We start from the raw sequence: 16,446 nt of genomic DNA, 5'->3' as shown, positions 1-16,446 counted from the left end.
AGACGTAAGCAACAATAGCAGTGCAAGTTTAATAATGCACAAATAAATAAAACAATAATTATCAATAAGTTACAAATAAACAATGTGACTTACGGGGCGAAGCTGTGCCCGACCGGATAAAATATGTGCCGTATAGCAGGAATAGTTTCAACCAACGCCGGTAAAGGGCAATCAAAAGCACTGGTAAACACCATGTGCAACGCTATGCTACACGGCGGGCCCGATGATGCGGGCATTTTTGAGGATGAAAATGCAAGCCTGGTTTTGGGGCACCGCAGGCTTTCTATAATAGACTTAAGCAAGAACGGCCACCAGCCAATGGCCGATAGCGCCAAAAAAGCATGGATAGTCTTTAACGGAGAAATTTACAACTACCCGGAGCTGAAGCAGGAGCTTAAAAAGCTAGGCGCCCAATTTATCTCCGAAACGGATACGGAGGTTATCATACAAGCTTATTTATATTGGGGCGTAGCCGCTTTCGATAAATTAAGGGGCATGTTCGCGTTCGTTTTGTATGATACTGCCGGGGAAGAGGTTTTCCTGGTGCGCGATTCGGGCGGGATAAAACCGCTCTACTATTCCACCATAAACGGCGGGCTGGCGTTCGCATCAGAAATAAGAGCATTTAAGGCAGCCGGCATCTCACCCGAAACTGACCCCAGGTGGCCTGTTTGGCTATTGGCCTACGGGCATATACCAGAACCCCATACCACCTTAAAAGATGTATCAAGCCTGCCAAAGGGGCATTACCTGCACAGAAAAAAAAATGGCAACTATACTCTGCACAAATTTGTTGCAGATAAGCCAGCCTTTAGCATAACAGACAAACACGCTGCACAGGAAGGCATTTACCAAAATTTACAAAGTGCGGTTAAAAGGCAGCTGATAGCCGATGCTCCTCTCGGTGTTTTCTTAAGCGGCGGTATCGATTCTGCCATCATCGCATTGCTGGCCAATGCGCAAAAACCGGAGCTTAAAACCATTTCGATATTCTTTGACGAAAAATCTTACGATGAGCGCTTGTATCAAAACACAGTAGCACACCATATTAATGGGGAGAACTTTAAGCATTTGGTTAAAAAACAGGATTTTGAAGAATATTTCCCCAATATCCTTGCGGCAATGGATATGCCTACTACCGATGGCATCAATTCGTGGTTCATCAGTAAATACGCACACGACAACGGGTTGAAAGCCGTGCTATCCGGCGTGGGGGCCGACGAGCTTTACGGGGGGTACCCGTCTTTCGAAAGGATAAAATGGATAAGATATCTTAGGATGCTTCCCAAAGCCATGCTAGCCAAGGCAAGCCATATCCCGGCAAATAATTACAAACGACTGGCATATTTGGCGCACGAACACCCGGCGGCAGATTACCTGTTCCTGCGCGGGCTTTATACTACGGCAGATATTGCGCAAATACTCAACATGAGCGAAGGACAGGTAAACACCATTTTATTCGGTTCAAGCCCATTACCTGCTATCGGCAAATACGATGGCTTGCATGCGTCGTGGTTTGAAACAAACATGTATATGCAGAATCAGTTGCTGCGGGATACCGATGTAATGAGCATGAGCCATGGGCTGGAAGTTAGGGTGCCTTTCCTGGATGAGGACCTGGGTATTTTTACACAGCAGATAAACCCTGAATTACGTTTTGCGGGCGATAGGCCAAAAAAGATATTGATTGATAGTTTTAAAGCACTATTGCCCGAGCCCGTGTGGAACCGGCCGAAAATGGGCTTTACCTTCCCGCTGCAGCAGTGGATGAAAAATAATGAGTATATTGCGGATGAAAGTTCTTATCAAGGCAAATTCGCCAAAGCAATAATCAACAATTTCAAACAAGGTAAGGGGCATTGGTCAAAGGCATACGCTCTTTATCAAATACAAAAGAATGCCTAAAAACATCCACCTTTTAACTTTACAAACTTTTAGTGCCACGGGCGGCATACAAAAAATGGCGCGCACGCTTGCTTTTTCGCTGCAGCATATATGTCAAAAAAATGGTTGGGGCCTAAAACTCCACTCGCTTTACGATGCCGATGCCGATTTGCAACGGCAATATATCCGGGCCGAAAACTTCAAAGGTTTTGATAAAAACAAAGCATCTTTTGTTTTAAGCGTTCTGCTCGATGCCAGCAAGAACGACACGGTTATTTTGAGTCATATAAACTTTGCTGTAATTGGATTGCTTATAAAAACCCTAAAACCTAAATGCCAGATTTGGTTGATAGCCCATGGCATAGAGGTTTGGCGCCCCCTTGGTTTCCATAAAAAAATGCTTTTGAAGCATTGCGATAAGATAATTTGCGTAAGCCGGTTTACCAAAGATAAATTAATAGGCCTGCATGGTGCCGATGGGAGTAAATGCGAGGTATTGAATAACGCTATAGACCCTTTTATAGAATTGCCCACCAACCTGGCCAAGCCCGATAGCCTGTTAAAACGCTACGAACTTACCCATGCAACCCCCGTTATTTATACGCTGACGCGCCTGGCATCTACTGAAAAATATAAAGGATACGATAACGTAATTATTACTGTAGCAAAATTGAAGCATCGGTTCCCCGGCATTAAGTACATCATCTCCGGCAAGTACGATGAATTGGAAGGCCGGCGCGTTACAAGCCTAATTGAGGCACAAGGCGTAACCGACAATGTGCTGCTCACCGGTTTTATAGACGACGCAGAATTGGCGAATCATTTCCTGCTGGCCGATGTGTTTGTTTTGCCAAGCAAAAAGGAAGGTTTCGGCATAGTGTTCATCGAAGCCCTTGCCTGCGGCCTGCCTGTAATTTGCGGCAATGCCGATGGCAGCGTGGATGCCGTTAAAAACGGCGAACTGGGAACCGCTATAGACCCCGATGACAACCTGGAACTTGAAAAGCAAATAGCAGAGCATTTATTGCAGCCCTTAACGGTGGCTGCCCGTAAGGCGCTTCAGCAAAAATGCCTGCAATATTTCAATGAGCAAGCTTATGCAGAAAGCCTGCAAAAATTACTGTCAGATTGATGGCATACACAACAATTCAAATACATAACGGATGCCTAAGGTAATACAGGTAGAGAACTTATCTAAAGCCTACCAGTTAGGCACTTTCGGCACAGGCACCATATCACACGATCTGGAGCGCTATTGGGCGCGCCTGCGCGGCAAAGAAGACCCATTTTTAAAAGTGGGTGAAGTAAACGACAGGACACAAAAAGGCACCAGCAACATTGTTTGGAGTTTGAAAAACATCAATTTAGAGGTGGAAGAAGGAGATGCGGTAGGGATAATAGGCAGTAACGGAGCCGGCAAAAGCACTTTACTCAAACTCCTTGGCAGAACTACATCGCCAACAGCGGGAACCATCAAGATGAAAGGCCGGGTGGTAAGTCTATTAGAAGTAGGAACCGGCTTTCATCCGGAATTAAGCGGACGGGAAAATATTTTTCTGAACGGGGCTATTCTTGGTATGCGAAAGTCTGAAATCAAAACAAGATTTGATGAAATCGTATCGTTCTCGGGTGTTGAGCGATATATTGATACGCCGGTGAAACGGTACTCTTCAGGCATGTATGTAAGATTGGCATTTGCTGTAGCCGCCCATCTGGAAAGCGAAATTTTGATAGTTGATGAAGTTCTTGCCGTTGGTGATGCTGAATTTCAGAAAAAATGCCTGGGTAAAATGAACGACGTGAGAAAGGGTCAGGGGCGAACGGTACTATTTGTCAGCCACAATATGACAGCCGTTATCGCTCTTTGCAACAAGGGCAGTTATCTTAAGAATGGCCAATTGATAGTGAACGGCACAATTGAGGAGGCAATGTTAGCATACTCAAATGACAGGGGCATTAAGTATACAAAAAATATAAAAATATTAAGCGAGGGCAAAAAAGCATGGTTATCAGACTTTTCGATAACGGATGAGGATAGGAACGACTATATTCAAATGGAAACTTCGAAAGTCGTGCGTTTGACGATAGATTCAACAGTACATATGGATAACGTTTTTATTGGGGTAGGGATAAATGACATTAACGACGTGAGAGTTCTTACTTTGTTCAGCAGATTTTATAACAAAGGATTTTGTTTAAAACCCGGCCCCAATCATATAAAATGCCAGGTAGGGCAAATGCATTTGAAACCAGGCATTTATAAAACAGAAGTATTTATCGGTAATGATTATGAAACATTAGATTATTACGATAACGGTTTACAGTTTGAAATCTATTTGTCCACAAAAGCAGACTACCTACTTCCCGACGCTAGCCAAGGGAGTATATTCATAAATCAAATTTGGGCAAATGATTGAAAAAAACAATTTAGCTGAAGAGGTTTTTTGCTTACAATACGAACTAAACACCCTTGCAAACTTATTACTAAGAGGCGAGTCGGAACGATGGGTGCCTGGTTTTTTGAGAGAAATAACAGAATTCTCCCACTCCGAACGATACAAGCTCGCCTGCAAATATATACAAGGCAAAAAAGTTCTTGATATGGCCTGTGGTACAGGCAAAGGGAGTAACATAATGGCTACTGATGGTGCTGCAATGCATGTTACGGGCCTTGATATCCAACCAGAAGCACTAAGATATGCTAATCACCGCAATGGGGCCAACAACATTAACTTTCAAGTTGCCGATGTACAAACGCTCGAACTTACCAATGAATTCGACGCGGTAGTTAGTTTTGAAACGATAGAACATTTAACGAATTATAAAGCATTCCTCGTAAATGTAAGTAAGTGTTTAAAAAGCGAAGGACTGTTCATAGTATCAACGCCAATTTCATCACTGCCCTTAAACGAGCATCCGGACAACCCCCATCATGTGCAGGAATGGGGGTTTACTGCATTTCAAGCAATATTGGAAGAGCTCTTCAACATTGAAAAAGTTTATGTACAACTTTATCCCCCAATAAATAAGCCCTCAACATATCAGAACAACAGTCTTTCCCGACGAATTATTAACAAAATTAAAAGAGCATTTTTGGGTACAGACGCCCCCGTTCTTATTAGTGACTCTCCGGCAACAACATTTTTTTCAGCAATAGAAGAATTTACGCAACAATATGCCGAAGAAGAACTAGGCACATTACGACATGGCTATCAAATAGTTATAGCAACACCCAAATGAGCGAATTAGCTATTGTAATTCCAGCTTACAAACAGCAGTTTTTCGATAAAACATTAAACTCGCTTGCTCGCCAAACCAATAAAAATTTCACGGTTTACATTGGGGATGATTGCAGCCCTTCTGACTTGTTAGGAATTGTAAACAGATACAAGAATTCGCTATGTATCTATTATACCCGGTTCGAAAACAATATCGGCGCGGAAAATTTGGTAATGCAGTGGAATAGGTGTGTAAGTCTCACAAAAGATGAAAAATGGATTTGTCTTTTTTCTGATGACGACATCATGGATGAAAATTGCGTCGAGAATTTTTACCGCATCTTAGAAAATAAAAACAACGACTTTGATGTTTGCAGATTCAACACTGTTACAATTGATAAAAATGACTTAGTGCTTCATCACTGTCCAATCGGCCCGGAAAAAGAAAGCTCCGAGTCTATGGCTTTTTATTTATTAAAAGGCAAACGTGGAAATTCTATGCCCGACCACATTTTTTCGAGGGACGTTTACGACAAATACGGTGGTTTCGTATTTACAGAGTTTGCACAAGGCGCAGATTGGGCCACTTCAATTTTATTTTCAAGTGAAAAAGGAATTCAAATTATTCCCGAGGCAAAAGTATATTGGCGTTATAGCGGTTTAAATATTTCATCAACAGCCTCTAGTCAAAAAAATAAAATGATTATTGGGCATTTGCATTTTGTTGAATGGGTACTAAACCACTTTAACTACCTAAAAACATCCAAATCAGTTATTACTTATGACATGATTAAAGAGGCGTTGAGCAGTAATTTGAAGATTGTCATTGCTTGCCACTATAAAGGCTTCAATATTAATTCAACTTTTCGGCTATTTGCCCTTTATAACAAAAAATTCGGTTTGTCGTATTATAAATCGATAACTGAGTTATTCCAAATAATAGATATCAAAATTCCTGTAATTGATAAATTGAATCACATTTTTTCAAGGATTAAAGGCAAAATTCGCCAGGCTGTATCCAGTTAAAACTTTATGAATACAAGTTTAATGATTTCGAAATTTTACCACAGGTGTTTAAAAAAAGCAAACGCTATAAAGTTTAACCTTTTAAATAAAAACTGCACAGAAATATTAATTCCATCTAATAACTTAAGATTTCTTGTGGCAAATGACCTAATCTGGGCTTATTCTTCAGGAGATTATTACGAAACCAATGTAATCCACTTTTTAGATGAAGTGGTAAAGAACTATCATCAGCCGGTACTGATAGATGTTGGCGCAAATTGCGGCTATTTCAGCACGCGGTACGCGGCCCAATGCAAGAAAGTATTTTCGTTCGAGCCTGTAAAAGGCACGTTTTCGCTGCTAAAAGGTAATATAAAAAGAAACGGTATACGCAATGCCGCTCCTTTTAACCTTGGGTTGTCAGATAAGGCCGGCGAAATCTGCATCAACATCTACAACTCCAGCGGCAACAACTCTATTTTTGAAAGGGTATTGCCCGCAGGGCATAACCTTAAGAAAACGGGCACTGAGAAAATAAAATTAGACACGCTTGACAACCTCATAGGAAACGATAAGGTTGCCCCGCCCGATATTATCAAAATTGACGTAGAAGGCGCGGAGCTGCTCGTATTGAAAGGCGCAGAACAGACCATTTTAAAACACCGGCCCACCATTTTATTGGAATACTCTGAAGCTACATCTAACGATGCCGGTTATGCAAAAGAAGATTTGCTAACGGTACTCGAATTGCACGACTACAATATTTATGGCATCCCCGAGGACGAAAAGGATTTTAGGCTTATACTGCAGCGAGATTTCCACTTTAATAAATTAAGTAATATAATTTTTGCCCCGGGCGAGCACGATCCCCTTGCTAGTTAAATCATTTAGAAGAGTCTGTTGATAGTCGCAAAACTATATGGTGGTTTAGGGAACCAAATGTTTCAGTACTGTGCTGCCCGCAGCTTGGCAAAGCAAAAAGAAACGGTTTTCCTCGACACAAAGTTCTATGAAGAAAACGCCAGTGACACTGACTCTTTTGTTGCCAGGAATTATGAACTCGGCATATTTAAAAACCTCAAAAGCCGCAAGGCAAGTGGCTTACGCTACGCTATTTTTACTGGAAAGTCTTTCCTTACGAAGGCAATTCGGGCTAGGCTCAAACCGCTTTTTCAATACTTGCACCATCCAGGTACCAGCTATATACCACTTATCCACTATGCGAAAAGCAGGCATGTGTACCTCGACGGGTACTTTCAATCGGAAAAATATTTTAGCGATAAAAGAGATTTTATTTTATCGGAATTCAAATTCCCGCCATTGGATGAGGAAAATAAACTGACCGTAATGAAAATCAACAGCGCATTAAACGCTGTAAGTGTACATATCCGCCGTGGCGACTATCTAATACCTAATATCAATAGCATCCATGGCATTCTTTCGCTAAATTACCATCATCAGGCGCTGAGTATATTACGCGGCAGGTACGAAAGCCTCCAAATCTTCGTCTTTTCCGACGACATTGAATGGGCTAAACAAAATTTGAACACAGGCGGATTAAGCGCCCACTTTCTAGACAATAACCATGGAGACGATAGCTGGAAGGACATGGCATTGATGACCCACTGCAGGCACCATATAATTGCAAACAGCAGTTTCAGCTGGTGGGGTGCATGGCTTTCAACACGCGGAGGCGATGTGTTTGCTCCGTACAACTGGTTTGTATCGCCTTTCGAGTTCGAGATCAACGACATTGTACCCAGGCACTGGACGGTTTTACGATATGAATAAGGGGCGGGTATCGGTTATAATGCCTGCCTACAACGCACAAAAATTTATCACCGAAAGCATAGAAAGCGTTATAGCGCAAACCTATCTTGATTGGGAGCTAATTGTAATAGACGATGGCTCTACCGATGATACAGGTGCCATAATCAGGCAGTACGAGCAACGGGATGCACGTATCAAATCCATTTCTCAGGATAACAGCGGGCAGGGAAACGCAAAAAACGCGGGCATAGCAATAAGCACGGGAGAATATATAGCTTTTTTGGATGCAGATGATTTGTGGCTGAAGGAAAAACTTGAAGTTTCGGTTGGCGCTATCAAGGCTGCTAACGCAGAGCTCTTATTTACCAACTATGCCGTTTTCAATAACGAACTGGATGTGAGCAAAACTACCACTATGCAGGTTGGCAATACTATCTATAAAGGCAGGGAGAGTATCATTACTTTCCTCAACTATAACCAAATCCCAAACCTAACCGTATTGGCTAAACGGGAAGCTGTAATCAGTGCAGGTAAATTTACCGACATGAAAGTGGCCGAAGATTATGAAATGTGGCTGCGGATGTTGGGCATGGGGCATACATTCCAATCGATAGCTGCCCCATTGTCGCTCTATCGTATGCATGATAATTCTATCACTGCAAAAGACAGGCACGCTACTTTCGAGATAATACAGATTATAAAGGATTTTGGCAGCAAGAATCAGGAATATGCAAATGAAGCACGAAAAATAGCCGGAGAAAAAATCAAATACTGGCTTTACAACGGCTACGACCGGACACCAAAGAAATTCAGGGTATTGATTAAGGAAGTTTTCCCCTCCTATCTTGCTGCCTTATTTTATACCCTTAGCTATTTACTGCCGATGCACCAATTAAGGAAAATCGTCATCAGGCTGTATTAGCCTCGCTATACAACAATACCCTCCAACCAGGTTGAAAAAACATATTGTCCTTACTAAGCTTTATGAATTTGGAGGCAGCAACGCCCACCTGAAAACGCTTATAGCATACCTGGGGGCAGAGAATGTGCTGTTGTTAGTAGAAGACGAAAGCCAACTTGTTCACCTGCAAAACATAGGGGGAACTAACAAGGTAAAGATAAAAATACAGCCAGGTATCCATCCTCATGCGCATTTACAGTATAAGTTTACTACCAATCTAAAAGAGCTTTTTTTTATCCTTCGGTCGATAATCGTTCTGCAAGCATTAAGTGCTATTAATGGCTTTGCCGATATTACCATCTGCGCTACCGAGCCCGAGAAACACCTATACTTGCTATGGATGCCTTTTTGCAAAGTATATTATATTTTACATACTACGCCGGTAAAACACCATACATCTTTTACACCATTTACTTGCAACCACACGCTGGGCAAACGGAAAAAAATCATTACGGTATCTAAGGCCAATAAAGAAACATTGTGCGGTAACTGGAGCATAGCACGCCAAAAACAGGCATTTATAAAGGTAGTTTACAATTGCCTGCCTGCCGATTATACCCCGCTGTATGATGGCACCGAAAATAAGCCGGGCAAAAAAATCATTACTACGCTAGGGCAGGTAATAGAATATAAAAACCCAGCCATCTGGCTCGAAACAGCAAAACGGGTAGTTGCAGTCCGTCCGCACACAGCTTTCGAATGGTTGGGCAACGGCCCGCTGTTCGATTATTACGCGCAAGCTACCCTGCATCATGAACAAATATCGTTCCGTGGCTTAGTTGCCAAGCCCGCCGTATACTTAAAACACACGGCCATTTATTATCAGCCCAGTTTGTACGAAACTCATGGCATCGCTGTAGTGGAGGCAATGTGTTTTGGCCTACCATGCGTGGTATCCAACGCAGGTGGGCTCCCGGAATCTGTAGAAAACGGATGGAACGGTATATTAGTAGATATGACAGATGTTGACGGGCACGTCGATGCGATAATAAGTTTAATCGACAGCGACGAAATTAGCCATGAATACGGCCGAAACTCCCGTGCTAAGTACCTGGAGAATTTCACCTACGATGCGTTCAAACACAAAATGGACGAGGCATATGCTTGATTTATTTCTGAAAGCGTGGCGATAGGTGTGTCGGTTATTGTTTGCTGTTACAATAGTGCAGAACGGCTGCCCGAAACCTTAAAGCACCTGGCTGCGCAGCAGGTACCCCCAAATATCCCTTGGGAAGTTATCGTAGTTGACAATGCTTCTACGGATAATACTCATAGTGCAGCTACCCGCGAGTGGCAAAAATATATGGTAAACGCTGTTGGTTTCAAGGTAGTTAAACAACCCGTTGCGGGTTTGATATACGCACGCAAAATGGGCTTCGATGCAGCAAAATATGAGTACCTTCTTTTTTGCGACGACGACAACTGGCTAAATGAGCATTATTTAGCCACCGCCTTTGAAATATTAGTTAACGATGCAAGCATAGGTGCGCTAGGGGGCATGGGGATTGCCGAAGCAGAACAACCCGCCTTGTTTAATGGCGATCTTATTAAGCAAGTTGTAGCTTGCGGCTCCCAAACCTGGGCGCAAACACAACATTGGGTTTACGGTGCTGGAGCCCTTTACCGTAAAAGTATTTTAAATAAATTAGCCAGTTATGGCTGGGAGCAAATAACCACAGGCAGGAAAGGCGCTTCGCTAGTGGCAGGAGAAGATGTTGAGATATGCCTGATGATTTATCTGGCCGGCTACAAAATAGTTGCTAATGACCGGCTTATCTTTAAGCATTTTGTACCGCTAAAAAGGCAAAAAAACGATTACATTACCAAGTTGCAATACGCATTGGGATATACCAACGTATTATTATATAGTTACTTTTCACTAACAAACAAGGAGCATGGAACGCCCGAAAAAGTTACCCACAATTGGCTCATCTCGGCAGCAAAATCTGTGATAAAGCATAGGGTTTTATCTCTGTTGAGAATACATACAATTTATACCACGCGGCCCAATGAATTTCAAACGCAATTGGGGACCCTACATTCGCTCCTGCGCAACAGAAACAAAGTAATCAGGCAACACTATCACGTCAAAGAGGTTTTAGCTAAAATAAACGCAGAGAAATAGTATTGCAAACGCCTGTCCTTTTTTTGGTATTCAACCGTCCCGAACTTACTCAAAGGGTATTCGATGTAATCAGGCAAGCTAAGCCCAAGTACCTTTACATAGCGGCCGATGGGCCCAGGGCTTCAAACCCTGCAGATGCGGTACTATGTGCCCGGGTGCACACGATAGTAGGTGAAATAGATTGGGATTGCGAAGTTAAGAAACTCTTCAGGGGCGAAAATCTGGGCTGCAAAACCGCAGTGAGCAAAGCTATCAGCTGGTTTTTTGAACACGTAGAAGAAGGCATTATACTGGAAGACGACTGCCTGCCGGATATAACCTTTTTCCCCTATTGCACCGAGTTGCTAAACAGGTATAGGCATGATGAAAAGGTGATGTCTGTTTCGGGTTCTAACCTGCTGAGCAAGCCTTGGAAACGCGATACTCAATCTTATTTTTTTGCCCACGGCGGCATATGGGGCTGGGCCACCTGGAAACGCGCCTGGATGCTTTACGATATAGCTATGAAAGATTGGCCGATGGCTGAAACTAAAAAAGCAGTCAGGCAAAGCATTCGAACAAAAGATTGGTATAAGTTTTATTTGCCTATGTTCGAGGCGTCGCATAACGGCACGCTGGATACGTGGGATATCCAGTGGTTTTATACCATCCTTATCCAAAACGGGCTGGCCATAAATCCGGCTGTAAATCTGGTCAGGAATATCGGTTTCGCCAGCGGCACGCATCTGAATTCTGATGATAACGCCATTGCCAGGCTGAAGAGCCAATCGATAGCTTTTCCGCTGGTACCACCCCGCGAGCAAAAAGCAGATGTTGCGTACCTGAAACTGATTTACAAGGTAGTTGCCGGGAAGCCGGTTACGCAAAGTTTTTCGCCGGGCAGGATTATTCGCAACCTGCTTAAGGTCATCGCTCCCAAAAAAACAATGCCTGCACAATCATGAAAAAGCTTATCAAGACAATACTGGTTTGGTTTGTTGATAAAACCAACCTGCATCACATCATAGATCAGGTAAAAGAAGCCAAACAGGTGCAAAATATCCAATATAACATTACCAACAACGGCGCAACCTTTTACCCCGAAGCAACGGTGGTAAACGGGCAGGACAAAACCAAAATAGTAATTGGCAACAATACGCACATACGCGGCATGCTCAATGTATTTAAGTATGGAGGCAAAATATCCATTGGCGAAAACTGTTACGTTGGCGATCATTCGCGTATATGGTCGGGCGAATCGGTTATTATCGGCAATTTCGTGCAGATATCGCATAACGTGAATATCATAGATACCAACGCGCACGAATTGGATGCCCTGGAGCGGGCAGAGCGATACGTAGACCTGATGCAGCACGGGGCCTGGGTCGACAAAGGCAATGTGCTCACCGCCCCGATTATTGTACACGATTATGCCTGGATAAGCTTCAACGCCACGATTTTAAAGGGCGTTACCATTGGCGAAGGAGCCGTTGTAGGTGCCTGCGCCGTGGTTACCAAAGACGTACCTGCCTATACCCTAGTAGTCGGCAACCCGGCAAAAGTTATCAAAACCCTCAATAAATAATGAAGATACTGGTAATAGGCAGCATGGGGTTCATTGGCAAAGCCTGCGCAAATTTCCTGAGGAAACAGCCTGGCGCAGATGTTTACGGCGCCGACGTAACCGCCGTGTACGATGAAGAAAAATATTTCCTGATTGATGCCAGCAATGCCGATTTCAAGCTAATACTTGGCGACCATCAATTCGATTGGTGTATCAACTGCGCCGGTGCAGCCTCCGTGCCCGATTCCTTCAAACACCCCCTAAGAGATTACCTGCTCAACGTGCAACTTGTGGTAACCCTGCTGAACGCGATAAAAGACGATGCCCCCGCCTGCAAATTCATTCAGTTATCCAGCGCGGCTGTTTACGGCAACCCGCAGGTGCTACCCATAACAGAAGAACATGTGCTTGCCCCGCTATCGCCCTATGGCACCCATAAAAAACAGGCTGAAGAGCTGTGCGCATTATATAGCGAATACTTTGGCTTAAATACGTATGTGCTGCGCCTGTTTTCGGCTTATGGGCGGGGGCTTAAAAAGCAGCTGTTTTGGGATTTGCACAGAAAATCAGCAGCAACGCAAAATCTGGTACTATTCGGAACAGGGACCGAAACAAGAGAATTCATACACGTACGGGACATCGCCAACGCTGTTTGGGCATTGATTGCACACCCGCAAACCGGGCAACGGATTTTTAACGTTGCCAACGGCTACGCCACTTCCATAAAATACGCCGCCGAATTGTTCCTCCAAAATATGGGGTTCGGCGGTACGCTAAACTTTAGCGGCGAAAACCGAGAGGGCGACCCGCTTTACTGGCAGGCCAATACCACATTATTGAACAACCTGGGCTATCAACAAAGCATAAGCTTTGAAGACGGCCTTACAGATTACTGCAATTGGCTAAAAGAATAAGGATAGCTTTAAGTTACACCTACAACGAGCTTTGGATAGGCGGCTCCTACTATATCGAGAATTTAATCAGTGCTTTAGACACCCTGCCAGATGTAGAAAAGCCGCATATCGTGTTACTTGTAGGCAACCAGGCAGATGCCCGCTTCGCAAAAAACAAGCTAGCGTATCCGTTCATCAGTTTCCAGTTAAGTTCAGGCGAAAGCAACGGGCTTTTCAGGTTCATGAATAAGGTTACAACCAGGTTGTTCAGGAAAACCATATTCAATCAAAAGATAAAAGAGCTCGATGCTGCCTTCCCTTACTACGATTGCCTGCAGCAGTCGCTCGCTGCCAAAAAAATATACTGGATTGCCGATTTCCAGGAAAGTTTCGCACCGGAATTTTTTACGCCCGAAGCAATAGATACCATCCAGAAACATCAGCATACCATACAATCATCGGCAGAAACTTTGATTTTGAGCAGCAATGATGCATTGACCCATTTTAAGGCCCTTTACCCTGCCCATACTGTAAAATTGCATGTATTACCTTTTGCGGTTACCCATCCGCCTTATCAGGAATTAGATGTTGCATTGCTGCTTGCTGAACACCAATTACCTGCTCGATTTTTCCTGTGCCCGAACCAGTTCTGGAAACATAAAAATCAGCTTACGGTACTTAAGGCGGTAGATAAACTAAAAAAGCAAGGCACAGAAATCACGGTTGCTTTCACCGGTAAAACGAGTGATTACCGGCATCCCGATTATTTTGCTTCATTAGAAAAATATGTGGCCGAGAATGATTTGGGAAACAACATCAAGTTCCTGGGCTTTATAGATAGGCGGGAGCAACTGAAACTGATGGCGGAGTCTATCGCCATTATCCAGCCATCGTTTTTCGAAGGCTGGAGCACCGTTGTAGAAGATACCAAAGCTATGAACAAAGCGCTATTGGCATCGGCCATTAACGTACATAAAGAACAGCTCGCCGGTAGCAGCGCGCAGTTCTTCGACCCTAACGATACGGATGAACTGGCCACCCTACTAAACAAGGCAGCCAATGAAGCAGCCTTGGCCCCATTATATAAAAGCGATGCTTATCAAAGCCATATCGAAAAATTCGGCCACGATTTTTTAACCATCTGCAAATCATGATCCTGCCCGACCTTAAATTATACCGACAGGAGTTTGCTGATAAAGGAATTGCTTATCCCCTGCCCACTTCGCCAGCGGCGGCTGAAGGGCTGTTGGCCCGATTGCCAAAAGCAGATGGGATAGGTTGGCCTTTCGATGCCGAAACCAGTCCCAAAATGTACAGCAAGGATATCGATTGGCCTAAGATTACTATCGTTACGCCATCGTACAACCAGGCAGCATATCTCGAAAAAACCATCCGCTCGGTATTGCTGCAAAATTATCCCAACCTTGAGTATATCATTATCGATGGCGGCAGTACAGATGAAAGTTCATCCATCATCAAAAAATACAGCCCTTGGCTAAGCTACTGGCATAGCATGCCCGACAGGGGCCAAAGCCATGCCGTCAACATGGGTTTCAGCCTCGCATCGGGCGAATATTATGCCTGGATAAACAGCGATGATTATTACCTGGAGAGTGTTTTCCATTCGGTAGCCACCACTTTCGGCGGCAGCAAAAAGCCAGCCTTTGTTTATGGCTATGCCTACGATTTGGACGAGTACCATAAACTCAGCTTAATTAAAGTAGCCCCCTTCCCCGACTACTTCATCAAAATACCTACGCTTGCCCAACCATCGTGCTTTTGGCGGGCCGCCATCCATCAGCCGATATGGGAAGAAATGCATTGCGCGCTCGATTACGAGCTATGGCTGCGCCTGGTAAGGGGCCAGAAACGTTTTAGGCTAAGGCAGCCACTTTCAGTAGCCCATGTACACCAAAACGCAAAAACAAGCAATCCGGCTATGGCTGCCAAATGGCAGGAAGACCACGTAAAAATGTGGTCGGCAGATGCCCACGGGCCGGTGCCGGAGTGGAAAAGAGTCAATTTCCTAAACCGTATCCGCATGAAATTATACCGCTTGTTAAACCTTATCTAATCACATCTAACCAAATAAATGAAACAATTAATCAGAAAAGCTTTCAACCTGCTTGGTTACTCGTTAGTAAAGAACATCAAACACCTTACCGAGGGTACAAGTACCGTAAAAGTGGGTAATTTTGAACTGCAACTAGCTAATGGCAACGGGCTTAAAGAGTGCTATTGGTATTCCAAAGAATACGGCGCATCGCTTACCAGGCTTACTTCAGTTTTAAATAATCACTTCGCCAACCTTTCGGCTGTTGATATTGGTGCCAACCAGGGTGATAGCGTAGCACTGATAAAAACTGGCGCAGATGTGCCAGTAATAAGCGTTGAAGGCGACGGCACGCTGGCCGAATCATACGCCAGCAACACCGCGCGATTTAACAATGTACAATTGATAAAAACCTTCCTGTCTGATCAGGACGTGGAAATGGATTGCACTTTTACAAAAGTGGGGCACAACCTTACCATAGTGCCATCCAAAAAAAGCAGTGGCTCTACCCTCACCAAATTTTCCAGCATCGATTATCTGTATCAAAACAAGGTGTTAAACGATTCATGCAAACTATTGAAGATAGATACCGAAGGCTTCGACCTGAAGATTATCCGCGGCGGCGATAAATTTATCACATGTGTAAAACCAGCAATCCTTTTTGAATTTAACAGAGAAAACCTGGAAGTTGTGGAAACCGACCCATTCAGCATTTTCCCATGGTTGCTTAACCATACCTATAAAACTGTCTTGTTCTACGAAAGCGACGGGCGTTTTATGTTCTCCTCTACACTAAGCAATCAAAAATTCATGAAACAGCTGTTTGATTATGTCGATGGCAAAAACGCCAAAATTTATTACATGGATATTATTGCATTCCACGCTGACGACGATAAAGTGGCCGATGAGCTGATAGCAGTAGAAGAGCAACACCGTTTACCTGCAAACTAATTTAAACACGAAATTCAGAACTTGGAATGGAACCGCCCTATAT

Annotated in this window: 16 protein-coding genes; all 16 read left to right on the top strand. The window is 43.7% G+C overall.

Going from position 1 to position 16,446, the window contains the following annotated elements:
• Positions 1-123: 123 nt before the first annotated feature.
• The 16 genes from asnB (at position 124) to AC1DXC_RS19255 (ending at position 16,403) form a co-directional block, all read left to right on the top strand.
• On the top strand, positions 124-1,905 hold the full coding sequence (asnB, locus tag AC1DXC_RS19330) for an asparagine synthase (glutamine-hydrolyzing) (protein ID WP_477460817.1): 1,782 nt from the start codon (positions 124-126) through the stop codon (positions 1,903-1,905).
• Entirely contained in the window at positions 1,898-3,016 is a 1,119-nt protein-coding gene (locus AC1DXC_RS19325) for a glycosyltransferase family 4 protein (protein ID WP_477460816.1), read from the top strand. The genes asnB and AC1DXC_RS19325 overlap by 8 nt, the downstream gene beginning before the upstream one ends.
• A gap of 31 nt (positions 3,017-3,047) precedes the next feature.
• A complete protein-coding gene (locus tag AC1DXC_RS19320; protein ID WP_477460815.1) occupies positions 3,048-4,301 on the top strand; it encodes an ABC transporter ATP-binding protein in 1,254 nt (417 codons plus the stop codon).
• Positions 4,294-5,124, top strand: a complete 831-nt coding sequence (locus AC1DXC_RS19315) for a class I SAM-dependent methyltransferase (RefSeq protein ID WP_477460814.1) — start codon at positions 4,294-4,296, stop codon at positions 5,122-5,124. The genes AC1DXC_RS19320 and AC1DXC_RS19315 overlap by 8 nt, the downstream gene beginning before the upstream one ends.
• Positions 5,121-6,128, top strand: a complete 1,008-nt coding sequence (locus AC1DXC_RS19310; RefSeq protein WP_477460813.1) for a glycosyltransferase — start codon at positions 5,121-5,123, stop codon at positions 6,126-6,128. The genes AC1DXC_RS19315 and AC1DXC_RS19310 overlap by 4 nt, the downstream gene beginning before the upstream one ends.
• 135 nt (positions 6,129-6,263) lie before the next feature.
• Entirely contained in the window at positions 6,264-6,989 is a 726-nt protein-coding gene (locus AC1DXC_RS19305) for an FkbM family methyltransferase (protein ID WP_477460812.1), read from the top strand.
• Positions 6,990-7,286: 297 nt separating this feature from the next.
• A complete protein-coding gene (locus tag AC1DXC_RS19300; RefSeq protein WP_477460811.1) occupies positions 7,287-7,898 on the top strand; it encodes an alpha-1,2-fucosyltransferase in 612 nt (203 codons plus the stop codon).
• A complete protein-coding gene (locus AC1DXC_RS19295; RefSeq protein ID WP_477460810.1) occupies positions 7,891-8,799 on the top strand; it encodes a glycosyltransferase family 2 protein in 909 nt (302 codons plus the stop codon). Before AC1DXC_RS19300 ends, AC1DXC_RS19295 begins: the two co-directional genes overlap by 8 nt.
• 31 nt (positions 8,800-8,830) lie before the next feature.
• Positions 8,831-9,946, top strand: a complete 1,116-nt coding sequence (locus AC1DXC_RS19290) for a glycosyltransferase family 4 protein (protein WP_477460809.1) — start codon at positions 8,831-8,833, stop codon at positions 9,944-9,946.
• A 15-nt stretch (positions 9,947-9,961) separates the two neighbouring features.
• Complete coding sequence (locus tag AC1DXC_RS19285; RefSeq protein ID WP_477460808.1) at positions 9,962-10,963, top strand: glycosyltransferase; 1,002 nt, start codon at positions 9,962-9,964, stop codon at positions 10,961-10,963.
• 2 nt (positions 10,964-10,965) lie between these two features.
• Positions 10,966-11,907: a nucleotide-diphospho-sugar transferase gene (locus AC1DXC_RS19280; protein WP_477460807.1), complete on the top strand. Its 942-nt coding sequence runs from the start codon at positions 10,966-10,968 to the stop codon at positions 11,905-11,907.
• A complete protein-coding gene (locus AC1DXC_RS19275; RefSeq protein WP_477460806.1) occupies positions 11,904-12,527 on the top strand; it encodes an acyltransferase in 624 nt (207 codons plus the stop codon). The genes AC1DXC_RS19280 and AC1DXC_RS19275 overlap by 4 nt, the downstream gene beginning before the upstream one ends.
• Positions 12,527-13,420: an NAD-dependent epimerase/dehydratase family protein gene (locus AC1DXC_RS19270; RefSeq protein ID WP_477460805.1), complete on the top strand. Its 894-nt coding sequence runs from the start codon at positions 12,527-12,529 to the stop codon at positions 13,418-13,420. Before AC1DXC_RS19275 ends, AC1DXC_RS19270 begins: the two co-directional genes overlap by 1 nt.
• Positions 13,405-14,553, top strand: coding sequence for a glycosyltransferase (locus AC1DXC_RS19265; protein WP_477460804.1), 1,149 nt, complete (start codon positions 13,405-13,407; stop codon positions 14,551-14,553). Before AC1DXC_RS19270 ends, AC1DXC_RS19265 begins: the two co-directional genes overlap by 16 nt.
• Entirely contained in the window at positions 14,550-15,473 is a 924-nt protein-coding gene (locus AC1DXC_RS19260) for a glycosyltransferase family 2 protein (protein ID WP_477460803.1), read from the top strand. Before AC1DXC_RS19265 ends, AC1DXC_RS19260 begins: the two co-directional genes overlap by 4 nt.
• A gap of 18 nt (positions 15,474-15,491) precedes the next feature.
• On the top strand, positions 15,492-16,403 hold the full coding sequence (locus AC1DXC_RS19255) for an FkbM family methyltransferase (RefSeq protein ID WP_477460802.1): 912 nt from the start codon (positions 15,492-15,494) through the stop codon (positions 16,401-16,403).
• Positions 16,404-16,446: the final 43 nt, after the last annotated feature.

The organism is Mucilaginibacter sp. P2_D11, assembly GCF_056404435.1.
This window is presented reverse-complemented; position numbering and strand designations above follow the sequence as displayed.

Excerpts from the sequence above, each read along its gene's own strand:
- asnB (WP_477460817.1), top strand. The coding sequence starts at position 124 with ATGTGCCGTATAGCAGGAATAGTTTCAACCAACGCCGGTAAAGGGCAA.
- AC1DXC_RS19325 (WP_477460816.1), top strand. The coding sequence starts at position 1,898 with ATGCCTAAAAACATCCACCTTTTAACTTTACAAACTTTTAGTGCCACG.
- AC1DXC_RS19320 (WP_477460815.1), top strand. The coding sequence starts at position 3,048 with ATGCCTAAGGTAATACAGGTAGAGAACTTATCTAAAGCCTACCAGTTA.
- AC1DXC_RS19315 (WP_477460814.1), top strand. The coding sequence starts at position 4,294 with ATGATTGAAAAAAACAATTTAGCTGAAGAGGTTTTTTGCTTACAATAC.
- AC1DXC_RS19310 (WP_477460813.1), top strand. The coding sequence starts at position 5,121 with ATGAGCGAATTAGCTATTGTAATTCCAGCTTACAAACAGCAGTTTTTC.
- AC1DXC_RS19295 (WP_477460810.1), top strand. The coding sequence starts at position 7,891 with ATGAATAAGGGGCGGGTATCGGTTATAATGCCTGCCTACAACGCACAA.
- AC1DXC_RS19275 (WP_477460806.1), top strand. The coding sequence starts at position 11,904 with ATGAAAAAGCTTATCAAGACAATACTGGTTTGGTTTGTTGATAAAACC.
- AC1DXC_RS19270 (WP_477460805.1), top strand. The coding sequence starts at position 12,527 with ATGAAGATACTGGTAATAGGCAGCATGGGGTTCATTGGCAAAGCCTGC.
- AC1DXC_RS19260 (WP_477460803.1), top strand. The coding sequence starts at position 14,550 with ATGATCCTGCCCGACCTTAAATTATACCGACAGGAGTTTGCTGATAAA.
- AC1DXC_RS19255 (WP_477460802.1), top strand. The coding sequence starts at position 15,492 with ATGAAACAATTAATCAGAAAAGCTTTCAACCTGCTTGGTTACTCGTTA.